Origin of the sequence: Methylobacter psychrophilus (genome assembly GCF_025583945.1) — a bacterium.
GTDB classification, from domain to species: domain Bacteria; phylum Pseudomonadota; class Gammaproteobacteria; order Methylococcales; family Methylomonadaceae; genus Methylobacter_C; species Methylobacter_C psychrophilus.
Genome location: NZ_JAOEGU010000047.1, coordinates 1 through 17,670, shown reverse-complemented (window position 1 = coordinate 17,670; position 17,670 = coordinate 1). Strand labels below are relative to the sequence as shown.

Sequence of the window (17,670 nt, the reverse complement as noted above, 5' to 3'; positions counted from 1 at the left end):
TCAAAAAAAGCTTTCCGGGTATAGCCGAAAGACTCAGGATAATCCCTGTTACTGTTTTTATTTGATACACGTATTACCAGAGCAGGATTGGCTATCATGTTGAACAAAATTGAGCGTCCATTAGGTATCGGCATAGGCTTGGGCTTATTTTTGTTTATGGTGCAAATTATGCCGGTAAGAGCCGGTGACTTGGCGCTTACCGGCGTCAACTTCGCTCTATTGGCAGGCAATAAGTTACAAATACAACTTGAAATGAATGGTGCTGCTGTCAAACCTGAAGTATTTCAAACTGATAATCCGGCACGAATTGCTCTCGATTTTTCTGGCATTAAAAACGCACTTAATAAAAAGATGATTCCGGTAAACCAGGGCGTGGCAAATAGTATTTATATAGCGGAAGCGGCAGATAGATTGCGTGTCGTCGTTAATCTAAATGAATCAATACCCTTTGAAACCAAAATAGTTGGCAATAAAGTCTTATTAACTTTAACGCCCACAAAGACAATGGCTCCTGCCAGCGTAATTCCTATAACTGAAAAACCCAAAATACCGGTTACTACAACAAATCCCAATTCAGTCGTGGCATCGTTAATTCCCGAGCAGATTATTAGTGGGTTTGATTTTAAACGCGGTGATAAGGGTGAAGCACGCATAATCGTCTCTTTGGCCAACCCCAATACTGTCGTTAACTCGAAACAGGAAGGGGGGAAAGTAGTGATTAATCTTTTAAACACCCGTTTACCTGAAAACATGGCAAAAAGATTGGATGTATCCGAGTTTGCAACGCCGATCAAGTTTATTGATACGACATCATCAATCCGGCAAACCACGATTACTGTCACGCCGCAAAATGATCTCTACGATTATTCACTGTTTCAATCTGAAGGTTTATTGACGATCGAATTTCGACCGTTAAGCACAGAAGAAAAAGAAGCCTTGGATAAAACACGGGTAAAATATATCGGTGATCGATTATCTTTAAACTTTCAGGAAATTGAAATACGTAGTGTTATTGCTATTCTTGCCGAATTTACCGGACAAAATGTGGTTGCAGGTGATGATGTAAGCGGAACTATTACCTTAAAACTGGATGATGTACCTTGGGATGAAGCCTTGGATTTCATTATGATGACCAAAGGACTGGAAAAATTTGAATCAGGTACTGTCACGTTAATTGCACCTGTGGGAAAAATTAAGGATTATAAAGAACAGCAACAAGAAACGGCAGCAGTAATCGAGCAACTAGATCCACTGGTGACTGAATATATCAAAATAAATTATGCCCGGGCTGAAAATTTTAGAAATTTGTTAAACGGGCTTGATACTGGGGCATTTGGATCATGTGGAATTCCTAAAACAACGGGATCTGTAGGATCTATGTCTAGCGGGCAAGCCACTGGGCAAGCATCAGGACAATCACAAGGTGCTGGATTTCAAGCCCAAGCTCAAGGGCAAGGATCTGGTAAAACAAATTTTTCCAATCAAATGATAAATAAGGATGATCAATTTGCCATGCTCTCTTCTCGTGGAACTGCAGTAGTTGATGCAAGAACCAACACCCTGATTGTCCGCGAAACTTCAAAACGCCTCGAAGAAGCAAAAAAACTAATCCGTAAACTTGATGTACCGGTTCGTCAGGTGATGATTGAATCGAGAATAGTTATTGCCAGTAGCAGTTTCGCACAGGAGTTGGGGGTCAGATTTGGAGTAGCAGGAAACAATGTTAAATTTGGAACCAGTTCAGGAACAGTAGGCTCCGCCAATCCAGTGGGTGGTACAGTAGGCAGTATCAATGGTACCGCTATTGTTAACGATGCCTTGGTAGATCTGGCCGCTGCAGGCATTGTCGGTAGTCCTCCGGCGGCATTAGGGATGACCCTGGCCAGAGGTGCCGATTACGTGCTTAATCTGGAGTTATCCGCTTTGCAAGATCAAGGTAGAGGCGAACTGGTTTCTAATCCAAGAGTCATGACGACTGATCGCTGTAACGCAAAAATTAAACAAGGCAAGCAAATCCCTTATCAAAGTTCAAGTGCCAATACAGGAACCAATACCCAATTTGTTGATGCCTTACTGGAACTTGATGTGCTACCGCAAATAACGCCTAGTGGCAGTATTTCCATGACCTTGAATATTACCAAAGATGAGCCGGAAGTAGTCGTTATCGGCCAACCACCTATTACAAAAAGGCAAGTTGAAACCACGGTACAAGTGATGGATGGAGAGACGGTTGTATTAGGCGGGGTCTTTGAAGGTACACTATTAAATAACACAAGTTCAGTACCTTTTTTTGCGGATTTACCAGGTATAGGTTTTTTGTTTAAGAAAACCTACAAACAAGATGATAAAAAGGAATTATTGATTTTTATTACCCCAAAAATTATTAAAGATAATGCTGCAAGCAATTGATAGTTTCTACTTATAGTAAAAAGGGGGGATAATCCTCCCCTTTTTTTATGTTTTAATCTTATAATACAATACGGAATTGAAAAATCAGGTTAATGCCAATTGATAGATTACCTATGGCAGACGCAAAATTTTTTTTACCTGGCGATATAAGCATAGGTTTATATCGGGTTTTAATAGTGAACTGCGTTGCCTTAAAATTTCAATCCATATCCTGATTTCATTGATTGATTGAATGATAATTCATTGATAGATAACTCTCTCAATAGGTTTAATTTTTCATGAATAAAGCGATATTTAATAACGATAGCCCTTCTCCCAGGACTATCAAATCTTAATAGCCCCTCTTAAAAGGGGAGATTTTAAATCAGCACGGTATTTTGATGACAAGATCAGAAAATATATATTTAGTTGGCCTTATGGGTGCCGGAAAAACCACGATAGGTCGTCAGTTGGCAAAATCACTGACTGTGCCTTTTTACGATAGTGATAAAGCCATTGAAGAAAGCACAGGAGTAGACATTCCCACTATTTTTGAATTTGAAGGGGAAGAAGGCTTTAGGGATCGTGAACAAAAAATGATTCAGCAATTGACCGAGCTCGAAGGCATTGTATTAGCCACCGGTGGCGGTGCCATTTTACGTGAAGAAAACCGTCGTTTATTAAAAGAAAATGGTTTTATTGTCTATTTGCAATGTTCAGTAGAAAGGATATTGGAGCGGACACGTAGAGATACACAGCGGCCTTTGTTGAAAACAGATAACCCTAAAGAGCGTATAGAAAATTTATTCGCACAGCGTGAGCATCTTTATTTATCCTGTGCTGACTTCATAATTGATACCGGCGTTATGCAAAGCAAAGCTGTTGTTAGCAGTATCCTTGAAGAATATAGATCCGCTAACCGTTAACTCAGATGAAAAAATTACTGGTAGAATTGGGTAACCGCAGTTACCCAATTTATATAGGCTCGGATTTATTAAATCAAGCAGAACTATACACACAACATATTAAAGCTCGCCAGGTTATTGTTGTAACCAATACAACCATTGCCCCATTGTATCTGGATAAGGTTTTAAAAAACTTATGTAAATTTGATGTTGAAACAGTCATATTGCCAGATGGCGAACAATTTAAAACATTAGAAACTGTTTCGCGTATTTTTGATAAATTATTGCTTGGTAAATTTAGTCGTAATGCAACATTGATCGCTTTAGGCGGCGGCGTGATTGGCGACATGGGTGGCTTTGCGGCGGCCTGTTACCAACGGGGTATTGCTTTTTTGCAAATACCCACTACCTTGCTGGCGCAAGTAGATTCTTCAGTAGGTGGAAAAACCGGAGTTAATCACCCGTTGGGTAAGAACATGATTGGTGCTTTTTATCAGCCTCAATGTGTTATTGCCGATGCCGATGTTTTGGATACGTTGGATGATCGGCAATTATCAGCGGGGTTGGCTGAAGTTATAAAATATGGCTTAATCAGGGATATTGAATTTTTTGAGTGGCTGGAAAATAATATTAATGCTCTATTGGCCAGAGACAAACAAGCTTTGGCTTATGCCATTGAGCGGTCATGTCTTAATAAAGCCGAGATTGTCTCTGAAGATGAAACTGAAACCGGCGTTAGAGCGACATTAAATTTAGGCCATACTTTTGGCCATGCCATTGAAACCGGTGCAGGTTACGGCACTTATCTTCATGGCGAAGCGATTGCGATAGGGACCTGCCAGGCTGCGGATCTTTCCAGAAGAAAAGGCTGGTTAAATGATGGCGATGTTGAAAGAATCATTAGTTTGTTTAAAAAATGCAACTTACCTGTCAATCCACCGAAACAACTCGATTCGGATCTGTTTTTAGAGTTGATGGCCGTTGACAAAAAGAATGTTAATGGTCAAATCAGGCTCATTTTATTAACAAAAATAGGGGCTGCCACGTTACCTATTGATGTCGATAAAACATTATTAATACAGACACTTAATACCTATGGTAGATAATGATACCGTTACGTATCATGAAAAAAAATCATTGATTGATCAGCAGTCTAGGGTTTTTCACTCCTTAATCACTCAGGAGCGAACTCAAAAGCTGGAATTAGTCATTCACCTACTGTCCAATTCAAATCAAGCCCTTGTTGTTTGCGGTCCGTCAGGTATCGGTAAATCAACATTACTAAGCGTATTGCAAGAACGCAAGCTTGATTCATGGCTGTATTGTCCAATCCTGGGCAATACAACATTAAGTATCGAAAAGATTCATGAACATATAGTCAGCGTTATTACCGATAATAAGTCCAGGCAAAAAAACCAGAGTTTATCAGGCGCTTTTGCTCTACTTGAAAATCAACATAAAAAAATAATTTTAATCATTGATGAAGCCGGATATTTAAAGCCAGGTCTGATCAATACACTGATTAGCTATGTAAAAGAACAGCCTGCTTTACACGTTATTTTTGTGCTGACACATGATGACTTGTCTATAAAAAACAGCTCGGATAGTGCCATTGATGATTGTCACTTAATTGAAATACCGCCCTTGTCAGAAAAACAATGCGGTGATTTTTTACAGTATCTGGCTATAAAACCCCGTTCACCCATAGCATTTAATGACATTAGTGATGCCATGATAGAAAATGTTTATCTGGAAACACACGGTATTCCGGGCAGAATTATTGGTAACTTACCGGGGTTAAAAAATACCGGCGAAAATAATAATTCCTTATGGATTCTTATTGCTGGTGTGCTGGGACTAATTATTTTAGCCCTAGGTATTCAGTGGTTTAGTTCTTCTGAATATAACAGTAAACCATTATTGGCAACACCTTCGAATACTCAGGAATCAGTTGACATTAAAAAATAAGTTGTAGAATAAACAGCTTATCCAAACCGGCATTTTTCAATTGCAGACTATTTTAAACCTTTATAAAAAAACCTAATGACAGCATTAAATAACGACATCTTTATCAGAGCTCTTTTAAAACAACCTGTTGATCGTACACCGGTATGGATGATGCGTCAGGCAGGAAGATATTTACCGGAATACAGAAAACTCAGGGAGCAAGCAGGTAGTTTTTTAAATCTGTGTACCAATCCGGAGTTAGCCTGTGAAGCGACCATGCAACCTCTGCGGCGCTTTGATTTTGATGCCGCTATTTTATTCTCGGATATATTAACCATTCCTGATGCTATGGGATTAGGGCTTTATTTCACTGAAGGTGAAGGCCCCCGATTTAAATACCCTGTAAAAACAGCTGCAGATATTAAAAAATTGCCCATTCCTGATCCGGATATTGATTTGCGTTATGTGGTTGATGCCGTTCGATTAATCAGGAAAACATTACAAGGCAGTGTACCGTTAATCGGTTTTTCAGGAAGCCCCTGGACCTTGGCAACTTATATGGTTGAAGGTGGCAGCAGCAAAAGCTTTCAAAAAGTTAAAGGTTTGATGTATGAACAACCCAAGCTACTACATGCCATGCTGGATAAGCTGGCACAATCGGTAGCAGCTTACCTGAATGCCCAGATCGAAGCCGGTGCCCAGGCGGTTATGTTGTTTGATACTTGGGGCGGGATGTTGACATCTGAGGATTATATTGAATTTTCATTATATTACGCCAAACAAATTAAAGCCTTACTTAAAACAGATGTCGACGGACAACAAATCCCTACCATTTTATTTACCAAAGGTGGCGGACTTTGGCTGGAAGCCATGACTGATGCAGGTTATGACGCGTTGGGTCTGGATTGGCAAACAGATTTACAAAAAGCACGTGCCAGAGTCGGTGACCAAGTTGCTTTGCAGGGTAATATGGATCCGGTCGCACTTTATGCACAGCCAGAAATTATTTCTGAAAAAGTAAAAACCGTTTTACAAAAATACGGTTCCGGTTCCGGACATGTTTTTAATTTGGGTCATGGTATTTTACCGGACATTAATCCTGATCATGTTAAAGCCATGGTTGATGCGGTACATAAATACAGTCCTGCTTATCATCAATAATCACTACAAAAGGTACCTATGAAAATATTAAATAATTTACTGGTCATGACTTTGCTGATTTTTAATACGGGTATTAAGGCCGACGTTACTGATGCCGGCAAACCAATTGATATTGTGGTTTATAGAAGTCCAAGCTGTGAATGCTGTGGCAAGTGGCTGGAACATCTGAAAAAAAATAATTTTACTGTTAACGACGTCGTCACTGATGATGTCCAGGCAATAAAGACAAAATATGGTGTTTCAGGGTCGATGGCTTCGTGTCACACGGCAGTAGTCAATGGTTATGTTGTTGAAGGTCATGTACCTGCTAATGACATCATGACTCTATTAAAAACCAAACCAAAATTAGCCGGCATTGCTGTTCCTGGAATGCCCAAAGGGACTCCCGGAATGGAAATGGGCGACAATAAAGATTCCTATAAAGTGATGAGTTTCGATAAAGAAAATCACTATGAAGTTTTTAACAGCTATCAGGGAACGCAGTAAGTGAATCAATTAATATTTTTTGTTGGTTGTAAGTGATTAAATTATTGGTGATTTTAATCATCTAAATTAAACAGCCAGAGAGAAAAATTTCTTGAACAGTCATATCATCAAGAAACGGGAAAAAAGAGTACTCGGCAACATAACAAAACTTAACGGGGTGGTGTTGATTTAACTTGTTTCCAGTTGCTCCGACAGTCTTTAATATAAGGATAATAACCCTCAGGATAGTTGCAGTAATACCAATAATTTTCCGGATATTGTTGTGCAACCGGAGGTTGTTGGATATAGACCTGTGGCGTTACCGGAACAGTGATTACAGTCGGCGGATAATAAGGGGCTTGCCTGCGCTGATAAGGGTAAATCGGTGCCTTGAAATAAAAACCTAAATTACCATAATGGTTTCTGTGACCATATCCTCCCTGCCCCGCTCTGCCATAACATCTGCTACCATATCCACGATGATACCTTCCACCGCCATGGCCTCGATCTCTTGACCATACAATGTTACTGGTTACCAATCCAATCAGGACGATAACCAAACAGGCTACTGTAATTTTTTCATAAATAGATTTTCAGATAAATAATTTCGATGTTGACAGATACCATCCCTTGAAGGGCATAGGTATCTACACAAGTCCTACAGCTCCTTCTCCAAAGGGAGAGCGAAGCGAGGGTTCCAGGTTGGGATTAGGGGAATGTAACTGATTGATTTTACTCACCTCGGCAATTGCACCTGCATTGCTCTACCTCCTGCATCCGTGCAGTCGTCACCCCAGCCCTCTCCAACAAGAGAGGGGGCTTGGCGATTCTGCAACTCATTGTTTTTATTATAAAGTTGTGTAGATAGCTATGCTTCAAGGGATGTTATCTGTGTGAGCTTATAATGATATGAATTAGAAGTTTAATTTCTGAAAATCTATAGGAACCGATAATGCCCGCGATGAAGAAGTTAAAACCAAACATTGCCGCTCAAATATCGCGGGTATGGCCCGCTCCTACAGTGATATTTAGCCTATGATCGCTGAAAATATTGGAAACGGAGCGACAGCGAAGTGAAGATTTTTAGTCCGCGATAGCCGCGCGTGTTTTCACGAAGCGTAGCGTAGTGGAAATGCAGGCTTTACGAAACGGCGTTAAGTCATTTGGAACCTCGTTTCACCCCCTTGTTAGGTTGAAATGAGGTGACGAGGACGAATCGAGGCAGCCGAAGGCATTGGCGGTTGCGTAATTTTTTGCTTATTTTTCTAGCAGGAAGCCCGGGGGAATCTTTCGCAAAAATAGCTACTCCCTTGATTGCTTGCCTATCTGTTACTGCATACATTATTGGATTTAAGCTAAAAAAATTTTCCACTCTATCAGAAGCTATCTTTAAAAAAGGTATATTTAGGGGATAAAAACTTACTTATAATAAAGTTTCTATTATCAAGTAATATAAAATTTTAAAACGTAGCACTGATAAAATCACTCTGTACGCAAAGCTTCCAACGGCTCCAATTTGGCCGCTTTTATTGCCGGAATAACACCGGCGACAATGCCAATAAGCAATGACACCATAAAAGCCGTGGCGATATATCCCCAGGCGATTTGCACAGGTAAAGCCGGAAGCATGGCATCAAGAATTTGCACAGTAAACAAGCCCAGTAACACGCCGCAAACACCACCAACCATACTTAGCGTCAGCGCCTCCCATAAAAAAAGCTGAAAAATAGTGCTTCGCTCTGCCCCTAAAGCTCGTAGCAAACCAATTTCTGAAATCCTTTCAGACACGGCAATAGTCATTATTGTCAGAATACCCACTGATCCGACCACTAAAGAAACACTACCCAAAGCACCAATGGCCAAGGTTAAAATACTCAAGATGGAGTCCATTTTTTCGAGCATTTGTTTCTGTGAGACCAAAGTAAAATCTTCCATACCGTGCCGCGAAATCAATAATTTTTTAATGGCATTTTGTATGCTGGTAACAGAAACACTATTTTTATAGAGTAAATCAATTTGCATCAGACTTTCCCGATCGAACAATTCCAATGCCTTTGCTGCCGGAATATAGATGGTGTCATCCATATCAAAACCCAACAACTGGCCTTTTTTTTCCATTACTCCAATAATCCGATACCGGTCAGTGCCAATTCTTATCCGTTTACCGAGCGGATTATTGGTGCCAAATAACTCACTGGCTAACTTATTGCCCAACACAGCAAAAGCACGTGAATTAGTGACCTCACCAGTAGGTAAAAATCGCCCACTGACAGTTTTTATTTTCCAGACTTCGGGCACTGAGGCACCAACACCCAGCACATTAGTTCTTCGCTGCTTGTTGTCCGCTTCAATACGAACATTGCCCTGCACTACCGGCACCACGGCAATAATATTTTCCAGCTGGCACAAGCTGACTGCATCCGCCAAATTAAGTGGTCTAACCGTACTTATGGTTGCGCCTGACAAACCAAAAGTACTTTTTTTCCCGGGAGAAATAGTCACCAGATTAGTACCAAACTGGGTAAACTCGGCGAGTACAAAAGTATGAATCCCCCGTCCTATCGAGGTTAGAATAACTACGGCAGCTATGCCGATAATCAAGCCCAAAGCCGTTAATGAGGATCGTAGTTTATGACTGGTAATGGTTCGAAATGACAAAGCCAGTAAATCTGCAGTACGCATGATTATCGCTTGCCCAATGCGACAACCGGATTAAGCTTTGCTGCTTTTCTGGCCGGTAATACACCAAACAGCAGACCGGTAAACAATGATACAGCCAATGCGGCCAGCAGTGCCCAAACCGGTAATTGAACGGGAAAATCCGGGTAAAGGGTCGTTAGTATAGTAATGCATACCAAACCCAAAGCTATTCCCAACAAAGCACCAGCCAGCGATAACATCGCGGCTTCTGTTAAAAACAGCCAGTGTAATTGACGTTGGGTTGCTCCCAAGGCTTTTAGCAAGCCAACTTCAGCTGTGCGTTGGGTAACGCTGACCAACATAACATTCATCACCAAAACACCGGCAACAACCAGACTGATGCCGGCAATACTGACAACGGTCAACGTCAACGCCGTTAATATTTTATCAAAGGTACTGACGACGCTATCTTGGGTAATAATGGTGATATCATCTTCACCTTCATGACGGGCTTTTATAATGCCAGTGATTTCATCAACCGCTTGATACATGGATTGTTTTGATTTGGCTTCTATCAAAATTCGAAATAACGAATGGGTATCAAATAAAGCCTGTGCGGAAGCCACCGGAATAATCACCATTTCATCAAAATCGACACCGATAGACTGCCCTTCCGATGCCAATACCCCGATCACCAAAAAACGCCGGTCATTGATTCGCAGCCATTGGCCAAGAGCCGGCTGATCGGCAAATAATTGCTCGCGTATAGTTTGGCCAATCACACAAACTGACAAGGCTTTATTGACATCCATTTTAGGTAAAAAGCTGCCTTGTGCCATCATTAAATGGCGCACGCGTCTTAATGCATAAGTCGAACCAAATATATTGGTTTCTCGCTCCAATCCTTGTGTTGAAACTGGCGCAGAACCGATAGTCAACGGCGCAACAGCAGCAATATGATGACTACGAAACAGCGCTTCGGCATCATCCAAAGTTAAGTCTCTGGGCGTTTCACCAAACAGCGGTGGATGACCGCCCGTTGTTTCATTGCGTCCCGGCAAGACAATCACCAGATGCGTCCCCAGCGCTTCAAACTCGTTAACAATATAACTACGGGCACTTTCTCCTAGCGTAGTTAGTACAATGACTGAAGCGACACCGATAGCCATTGCCAGAATAATAAGTGCGGCACGTAAACGCTGGGCACTAATTGCGCCAAAGGCTTGGGCTAAAGTGTCTTTAAACAACATAACGGTAAACCTGACTCAACTGTTAGTCCTTTATTCATAAGCCATGAATTATCAATGGACTATTCTTATGTGATTTTAGCCTCACCAGCTAAAAAGATAATACCTCATTCAGTACGCTATCTGTCCATCAACGATACGAATTTGTCGCGGTGCCCGATCCCCCAAGGTCTGATCATGGGTAATAATAACCAAGGTAACACCCTGCTGATTAAGATTTTCCAAAAGCTCGATAATTTCAATTCCGGATTTGCTGTCAAGATTACCGGTAGGCTCATCTGCCAATAATATCTCCGGTCGCATGATCATGGCACGGGCAATGGCAACACGCTGAAGCTGCCCACCTGAAAGCTGATCGGGCCGGTGACTGGATCGATCTTGCAGATTGACAGAAGCCAATGCATCGGCTACTCGTTGCTTGCGCTCTTTAACGGCAACACCGGCCAAAATCATCGGCATTTCAACATTTTCAGCAGCCGATAAACGCGGGATTAAATGAAAAAACTGAAAGACAAACCCCAGATTTTCGCGCCGGACTTTGGCAAGCTCATCATCACTACGCTGGATAACATTTAGATTATTTAACAAATAACTGCCCGAGGAAGGTTTATCAAGCAGGGCAATAACATTTAATAAGGTTGATTTACCTGAACCTGACGGCCCCATCACTGAAACATACTCACCTTTGTTGATGGTTAGCGTAATATCATTTAAGGCATGAACGGTTTGTTCGCCGACCTGAAAATAGCGGTGTATATTTTTCAGCTGTATCATTTTTGTTGTCGTGCATAGGCGCCGACAACCACGCCATCCTGACCTACTGACAAAACCACTTTATCGCCCACATTCAGGCCAGATAAAACTTCTACGGTACTCCAGTTGGCCAAACCAGGCTTGAACTCACGTTCTACCAATAAACCATCAACCTGCATCAACAATACCCGATTATTTTCCAATACCGCCTCGGCGGGCACTTTGAGTGCCTCTTCTTTACTGGCTAACAAGATTTCAATATCCGCACTATAGCCTGGTAACAAGTCCTTAATATCATTTGGATCCGTTAATTTAACTTCGACCTCAACCGTGCGTGCCTGTTTTTCTTTTTCCAATACATACGGTGCAATACGGGTTACCGTTCCAGAACAGCGTTTTTCAGTAAAAGCATCAAGCGACACACAAGCACTCATACCGGTTCTTATTTTTGGGGCATCAACTTCATCAATCGGTGCGGATACATATAAACAACTGATATCCAATAAATCAATGGCTGGCAAAGTTGGGATACCGGGAGGCGATGGCGTAACATACTCGCCGATTTCTACATTGATTTCGGCAACCCTGCCATCAAAAGGCGCTAAAACCAGAGAGCGTTCAACGGCCGCCTCAACCACATCGCGATTTGCCTCACTAACAGCAATGGTCGCTAATGACGCATTGCAAGATGCCCGTTTGGCTCGTGCCTTGGTTGTTTTGGAATCAAAGACTTCTTCAGAAACAATATCATGTTTTCGTTGCAGCATTATACGTTGAGCTTCACGTTCAGCAACGGCCGCCAACTGACAAACCTGCTCGGCAGTCGCCTGATTAACCTTTATTTGAAACTCATGTAATTTTACCTGCGCTTTCAGGTCCTTGTTCCATACTTCCATTAGCAATTGGTTTTGCTTAACACTATCGCCTTCCCTGACATGAAGTCTGGCAACTTGTCCACCTGTCGCTGGTGCGAGAAAAGAACGTCGACACGCTTTAACGGTTCCTACCCGAGTATTGGCAACTGTTGCCCTTACCTCACCTTTTTCAAGTTGAACTATTTCAACGTCAATCAGCTTGGCTTGTTTATTAAAGAAAAAAACCGCTGCCATGGCAATAATGCACACTATAACCAGCAGTTTTTTACTGACCATTGAGAAGAGAAAATATCATTATAATAAGTAGCCTTAAGCAGAAATAATCCTGCCAACTAAATGACGAGACTATACAGCAATATTCTTTAACACGAATCACCAAATAAACCGACGCGTTACTTATTTCCTGTCGACAACATCGCAAAAATCAAGTTTATTGTAATGCTATAGACTTTCAGATAAACAACTTCGATGCTAACGGATACCATCCCTTCAAGGGATGGTATCCGTACGGACTAGAAATTATTCATCTGAAAACCTATAGATAACCTGAATTTACTACCGACAGCCAAATATTATCAATGGCTTTAAAACCAAGACGTGCACAGAGTACACCTTACTATTGAATACAACTTATCTGGAACTGTATAAACTTGTAAAAATCACTTAGCTAACAAAAACCAAAAGTAAGTATCTACTTTTGGTTTTTCCAGGAAATCGCCTAAGCAAGCAACGCCAATAACTCTTCGGTTTTTGCCTGCATTAATGCTTCATCACCACGTGACTCTACATTTAAGCGTACCAACGGTTCGGTATTGGAACATCGCAAATTAAACCGCCAGCTACCAAATTCCATGCTCAACCCGTCGGTGTAGTCAACAACTTGAGCATCTTTCTCATAATGTTTTTTAACCAACTCAATAGCCGCTTCCGGTTGGGCTATAGTACGATTAATTTCTCCACTGGCTGGAAAAAGCCGCATTCTTTCATCGACCAGTTGCGACAGCTTTTTACCGCTTTTGCTCATCAACTCAATCACCAGTAGCCACGGAATCATGCCGCTATCACAATAAGAAAAATCCCTGAAATAATGGTGGGCACTCATTTCACCACCATAAACAGCATCTTCCAGACGCATTCTTTCTTTAATAAAAGCATGGCCGGTTTTACTTTGCACGGCTATTCCCGACATACTGTTAACTATGTCGATAGTGTTCCAGGTTAAACGCGGATCATGGACTATTTTTGCACCCGGATTTTGTTTAAGAAAGGCCTCGGCCAATAAACCGACAATATAATAACCTTCAATAAAACGACCGGTTTCATCAAATACAAAACAACGATCAAAATCACCATCCCAAGCAATACCCAAATCCGCGTCATGCTCTTTAATGGCAGCAATGGTACTATCGCGATTTTCTGTTAATAACGGGTTGGGAATCCCATTGGGAAAATGACCATCCGGCTCATGATGTATCTTGATAAACTCCAACGGTTGCGCCATAGTTTTTTGCAGGGCCGCTTCCAGCCAATCAATGGCATGTCCTGCGGCACCGTTACCGGCATTAACCACTACTTTTAAAGGTTTCAATGACAATGGGTCAATATAACCCAACAAATGTTCAGTATAATCCGCACCGATTGAAATAGCGGTAACCGTGCCGCGATGCGCTACCGGTGCTGCGAAGTTATTGGCTTCGGCCAATAGTTTAATATCATTGAGTCCTGTATCACCACTAACAGGCTTGCTTTGTTCACGCACCAACTTCATGCCATTATAATCTTTTGGATTATGGCTTGCTGTCACCATAATACCGCCATCCATTGGCATACCGGCATCCATGTAAGCAAAAGTAGCATAATAAACTTCTTCAGTACCACACAAGCCAATGTCATAAACATTAACACCTGCATCTTGCAGACCTTTAATAACCGCATCAGCCATTTCGTTACTGGAAAGACGTATATCACGCCCTACAATCACCCGGGTTGGCTGAATATTCTCTGCATAAGCCCGACCTATACGATAAGCAATATCGGTATTCAATTCATCGGGAATGCGCCCACGTATATCGTAGGCTTTAAAACAGCTTAATAATTTAGTCATGATATTTTATAAAGTTGATAATTTATACAGTACATCGAAGTTGCCCTGCGTTATTAGTACAGGTTTTAATGACAAAATGATGAAAATTTTCATATAACCAGTCAAAAAAACCTATAAAGTTGATTATTCTAACAATATTTGCCTTAAATTATCGTTAGATAATGTCATAATGACTATTTTTTTAGATTTGAAAAGGACCTTTGTTTTACATGGCTAATTTTAACACCCATTTATCCATCGCTATAACTGCCAGTATAGGTGCCGCACTAATTGCTGTTAATGTTCACTTGATTACTAGCGCTGATATGCCTTGGCTTGTCTTTCTGGGTACCTTGGGCGGACTATTGCCGGATATTGATGCGAGTAACTCAAGACCGGTAAAACTGCTGTTTACTGTATTGGCCTTAATGGGTGTAGCAGGTGCACTACAGATTTTTAAAAACACTTACGACCCCTACCCGTTATTACTGATTGTTGCAGGTACTTACCTGTTTATTCGACATATAGTATTTGCTCTGTTTAATCGTCTTACTGTCCATCGCGGCGTATTTCACTCAGTATTGGCAGCGGTATTTTTTGCTTTGTTAATGACGTGTATCAGTTATCATTTTTTACGCTGGAGTGTTTTACACGCGTGGTTAAACGGGATTTTTATTGCCGTGGGATTTATCGTACATTTGCTATTGGATGAACTCTATAGCGTCGATTTATCGAATGCCAGAATGAAAAATTCTTTTGGAACCGCGTTAAAATTATTTAGTTATAACGATATGACTGCCTCGGTATTAATGACCATTTTTACCCTGATGCTTTACTGGATGGCACCCTCACCCACGCCATTAGCCAAAGTATGGAAAGGAGCACAATGGCATAACTATTTAACGCCGGCAAGATACCTGAAATGAAATGCTAATATTCTAACAATAGCAATTTATCTATCAGAAGCACGAATACGACTTGTATTTGATAAGCATCTGAGATGATGAAGTTATATTGTTGTTTCTCAACCCGTAATTTTATAAGCTATTCAAATTATTTCATGCTTGTTGCTTAATAAATTAGTGATTATCACGGTAAGATACGCCATTAATAATAGAACAAGATTAATCTAGCCAATCTTAATAGTAATTTTTTAAAATCTGACCAACTTATAAAACTTGTCTTGAATACCCAAATTTATCTCGATTACGCAGCAACGACACCCATGGCACCTGAAGTTGCTATGGCTATGAGTAAATGTTTAACCCTGGAAGGTGACTTTGCCAACCCGGCATCCTTGCAGCATGGCTTTGGCGAACGCGCCCATACCTTAATTGAACAAGCTCGGTCGGACATAGCGCAGACCATAAAGTGCAAAGCCGGCGATCTGGTTTTTACCTCAGGGGCAACAGAAGCCAATAATCTGGCGATTAAAGGTATTGCGCTTGGTGGATTCCCACGCGGGAGAGACTGTGAAAGTATCCAAAGTCCAGACAGATTATAAGCCGTCCTCGGTAGCATTTTTTGGTAAATACAGGAAATGGCCGTTGATTTTTGTCCAAATAAGGTCAAACTCCGTCATTTTTTACGCATAACCCACGTTTCTTAACGTATTTCCTGGTCTTCGGGCGCAATAATCCCTCAATGCGTCGACACCGAGAATATTAAGGACACGAGTGAAGTTGTAGCCCAATACCATCAGGCTAAATTCGCCGCTACATTTTTCCAAGCCGCGCATTAGAAAATGGTTTATGCCGGCGCGATGCTTGAGGGTACCAAAGGGATGTTCAGCCAGCGCGCCGCGTTTTTTCATAATGCCCGGTTTTTGTTCCATCCGCTGTTTGTGGCGGTCAATGACTGCTTCATGTTCCCAACGCTGAATTTTTTTGATAGTCGCTTTTTCACCTAAACATTGCTCGCGTAACAGACACTGACTACAACTTGTAGCTTTGCTTTTGTAGCAGGTCAACTGTTTACCGTTTTTTTGATGCGGATTTCCGCTGGCGATCAATAGATTCCATTGCGGACAAGTATAGCAGTCTTGTTCCGAGTCATAGTTGAACTGTTCGCGAGTAAAGCGGCCCTTTTCAGCGTTAACTTTTGACTTGTCGGGAATGGCGACGTAAACCTCAATACTTTGGTCTTCGCAGGTTTTAAGTTGGTTACCCTCGTAATAACCGCTATCGGCTAGCTCGGTCAGGTTTTCGGATTGTAAGATAGCTTGAGCCTTTGCCAGCATCGGTGCTAACTGATGAAAATCATTGCCGTCTTGAGTGACCTCTTCAGCTACAATCAGCTTGTGTTTGTCGTCTACCACGATTTGTACATTATAGCCTGCAACAGTTTGCCCGCGCTTGGTAAGCAACCGGGCATCTTTGTCAAAGGTGGACACCTGCTTGTCGCCGCTGTCTTTGGCAAGCTCTTTGCACAACAACAGGAAATCGCGGTTTGCTGCTTTTAACGCTACGCCATTGACTTTACGGAAGTCGGCGATGGTTTTATAGGTCGGCCGCAATCCCTCAATTAACCAAATTACTTCCAGGTTGCGGCTGGCCTCACGCTCCAGTTTCCGGCTGCTGCGAATACCTTGAAAATAGCCGTACAAATACAGCTTCAACAACGCCGCTGGATTATAAGCCGGTTGACCCGCAGCAATGCCTGGTTGGGTATTTTTAAACTCTAAAGTTTGCAAATCCAGCGTGTCGACATACGCATCAATGGCCCGAACCGGATTGTTCTGGTTAACGTATTCATCGACACAAGGTGGTAACAACATTTCTTGTTGCCGGTTTAATATGAGCTGATAGCGACGTGATGACATGATTGTGTTTGTTAAGTTGGAACTTTACGGGATGGTGTGCAAACTATAAGGTATTAGGTGCAATAATACTTTCACAGTCTCTGGGACTTGGGAACCAGCGAATGCGGTTACATGTAAGCTTTAAAAAATGATTTAATGCCATCAAGCACTTCGAGTAATTGTGCTGCCAACTCATAAGCCTTGTTCAATAACGCCGCTTGTAATTCTTAGATCTGGATAATCATGCGAAAAAGTATTACGTGCTTCACGCATTAACAGCCAATCCTCAGCCGAGGCAATAGCACCTATCTTTTCGAGCCGATAAAGCTTATCGATAAATGCTTTCAAATCCCCTGGTTCTTTAGTAATTTCTAATGCAGCAGGAAACAACTTCGCCCCCATTAAG

The 17,670-nt window shown here is 41.6% G+C and carries 14 protein-coding genes and 1 pseudogene; 8 read left to right on the top strand and 7 right to left on the bottom strand.

Features of this window, described 5'->3' with window-relative positions:
* Nucleotides 1-96: 96 nt before the first annotated feature.
* The 6 genes from pilQ (at nt 97) to N7974_RS16320 (ending at nt 6,887) form a co-directional block, all read left to right on the top strand.
* Nucleotides 97-2,409 (top strand): type IV pilus secretin family protein, encoded by a 2,313-nt coding sequence (gene pilQ, locus N7974_RS16345; protein WP_262966650.1) that lies wholly within the window; start codon nt 97-99, stop codon nt 2,407-2,409.
* Nucleotides 2,410-2,789: 380 nt separating this feature from the next.
* Nucleotides 2,790-3,314 (top strand): shikimate kinase AroK, encoded by a 525-nt coding sequence (gene aroK / locus N7974_RS16340; protein WP_262966649.1) that lies wholly within the window; start codon nt 2,790-2,792, stop codon nt 3,312-3,314.
* A gap of 5 nt (nt 3,315-3,319) precedes the next feature.
* Complete coding sequence (aroB, locus tag N7974_RS16335; RefSeq protein WP_262966648.1) at nt 3,320-4,399, top strand: 3-dehydroquinate synthase; 1,080 nt, start codon at nt 3,320-3,322, stop codon at nt 4,397-4,399.
* Nucleotides 4,389-5,261, top strand: coding sequence for an ATP-binding protein (locus N7974_RS16330; RefSeq protein WP_262966647.1), 873 nt, complete (start codon nt 4,389-4,391; stop codon nt 5,259-5,261). Before aroB ends, N7974_RS16330 begins: the two co-directional genes overlap by 11 nt.
* A 75-nt stretch (nt 5,262-5,336) precedes the next feature.
* On the top strand, nt 5,337-6,401 hold the full coding sequence (gene hemE, locus N7974_RS16325) for a uroporphyrinogen decarboxylase (protein WP_262966646.1): 1,065 nt from the start codon (nt 5,337-5,339) through the stop codon (nt 6,399-6,401).
* 18 nt (nt 6,402-6,419) lie between these two features.
* Nucleotides 6,420-6,887, top strand: coding sequence for a DUF411 domain-containing protein (locus N7974_RS16320; protein ID WP_262966645.1), 468 nt, complete (start codon nt 6,420-6,422; stop codon nt 6,885-6,887).
* 1,461 nt (nt 6,888-8,348) lie between these two features.
* Here the strand turns inward: N7974_RS16320 and N7974_RS16315 are convergent.
* From N7974_RS16315 to N7974_RS16295, 5 genes are all read right to left on the bottom strand, one after another.
* The gene (locus tag N7974_RS16315; RefSeq protein ID WP_262966644.1) at nt 8,349-9,548 is read right to left on the bottom strand and encodes an ABC transporter permease; all 1,200 of its coding nucleotides are present in this window, start codon (nt 9,546-9,548) and stop codon (nt 8,349-8,351) included.
* Between the two features lie 2 nt (nt 9,549-9,550).
* Nucleotides 9,551-10,756, bottom strand: coding sequence for an ABC transporter permease (locus tag N7974_RS16310; protein WP_262966643.1), 1,206 nt, complete (start codon nt 10,754-10,756; stop codon nt 9,551-9,553).
* A 108-nt stretch (nt 10,757-10,864) separates the two neighbouring features.
* On the bottom strand, nt 10,865-11,527 hold the full coding sequence (locus N7974_RS16305; RefSeq protein WP_262966642.1) for an ABC transporter ATP-binding protein: 663 nt from the start codon (nt 11,525-11,527) through the stop codon (nt 10,865-10,867).
* The gene (locus tag N7974_RS16300; protein WP_262966641.1) at nt 11,524-12,657 is read right to left on the bottom strand and encodes an efflux RND transporter periplasmic adaptor subunit; all 1,134 of its coding nucleotides are present in this window, start codon (nt 12,655-12,657) and stop codon (nt 11,524-11,526) included. The genes N7974_RS16305 and N7974_RS16300 overlap by 4 nt, the downstream gene beginning before the upstream one ends.
* A 442-nt stretch (nt 12,658-13,099) precedes the next feature.
* Nucleotides 13,100-14,485, bottom strand: a complete 1,386-nt coding sequence (locus tag N7974_RS16295) for a phosphohexomutase domain-containing protein (protein WP_262966640.1) — start codon at nt 14,483-14,485, stop codon at nt 13,100-13,102.
* 209 nt (nt 14,486-14,694) lie between these two features.
* On the opposite strand from N7974_RS16295, the gene N7974_RS16290 reads away from it, so the two are divergent.
* Together N7974_RS16290 and N7974_RS16285 are read left to right on the top strand one after the other, a co-directional pair.
* Nucleotides 14,695-15,390: a metal-dependent hydrolase gene (locus N7974_RS16290; RefSeq protein WP_262966639.1), complete on the top strand. Its 696-nt coding sequence runs from the start codon at nt 14,695-14,697 to the stop codon at nt 15,388-15,390.
* Between the two features lie 257 nt (nt 15,391-15,647).
* Nucleotides 15,648-15,968: an aminotransferase class V-fold PLP-dependent enzyme gene (locus N7974_RS16285; RefSeq protein WP_262966638.1), complete on the top strand. Its 321-nt coding sequence runs from the start codon at nt 15,648-15,650 to the stop codon at nt 15,966-15,968.
* Nucleotides 15,969-16,049: 81 nt separating this feature from the next.
* On the opposite strand, the gene N7974_RS16280 is transcribed toward N7974_RS16285, so the two are convergent.
* Both N7974_RS16280 and N7974_RS16275 read right to left on the bottom strand, forming a co-directional pair.
* A complete protein-coding gene (locus N7974_RS16280; protein ID WP_262966637.1) occupies nt 16,050-17,285 on the bottom strand; it encodes a transposase in 1,236 nt (411 codons plus the stop codon).
* 171 nt (nt 17,286-17,456) lie between these two features.
* A pseudogene (locus N7974_RS16275) lies at nt 17,457-17,670 on the bottom strand (hypothetical protein); the annotation flags it as partial.

Coding starts and splice junctions, on each gene's coding strand:
- pilQ (WP_262966650.1), top strand. CDS start 97: ATGTTGAACAAAATTGAGCGTCCATTAGGTATCGGCATAGGCTTGGGC.
- aroK (WP_262966649.1), top strand. CDS start 2,790: ATGACAAGATCAGAAAATATATATTTAGTTGGCCTTATGGGTGCCGGA.
- aroB (WP_262966648.1), top strand. CDS start 3,320: ATGAAAAAATTACTGGTAGAATTGGGTAACCGCAGTTACCCAATTTAT.
- N7974_RS16330 (WP_262966647.1), top strand. CDS start 4,389: ATGGTAGATAATGATACCGTTACGTATCATGAAAAAAAATCATTGATT.
- hemE (WP_262966646.1), top strand. CDS start 5,337: ATGACAGCATTAAATAACGACATCTTTATCAGAGCTCTTTTAAAACAA.
- N7974_RS16320 (WP_262966645.1), top strand. CDS start 6,420: ATGAAAATATTAAATAATTTACTGGTCATGACTTTGCTGATTTTTAAT.
- N7974_RS16315 (WP_262966644.1), bottom strand. CDS start 9,548: ATGCGTACTGCAGATTTACTGGCTTTGTCATTTCGAACCATTACCAGT.
- N7974_RS16310 (WP_262966643.1), bottom strand. CDS start 10,756: ATGTTGTTTAAAGACACTTTAGCCCAAGCCTTTGGCGCAATTAGTGCC.
- N7974_RS16305 (WP_262966642.1), bottom strand. CDS start 11,527: ATGATACAGCTGAAAAATATACACCGCTATTTTCAGGTCGGCGAACAA.
- N7974_RS16300 (WP_262966641.1), bottom strand. CDS start 12,657: ATGGTCAGTAAAAAACTGCTGGTTATAGTGTGCATTATTGCCATGGCA.
- N7974_RS16295 (WP_262966640.1), bottom strand. CDS start 14,485: ATGACTAAATTATTAAGCTGTTTTAAAGCCTACGATATACGTGGGCGC.
- N7974_RS16290 (WP_262966639.1), top strand. CDS start 14,695: ATGGCTAATTTTAACACCCATTTATCCATCGCTATAACTGCCAGTATA.
- N7974_RS16280 (WP_262966637.1), bottom strand. CDS start 17,285: ATGTCATCACGTCGCTATCAGCTCATATTAAACCGGCAACAAGAAATG.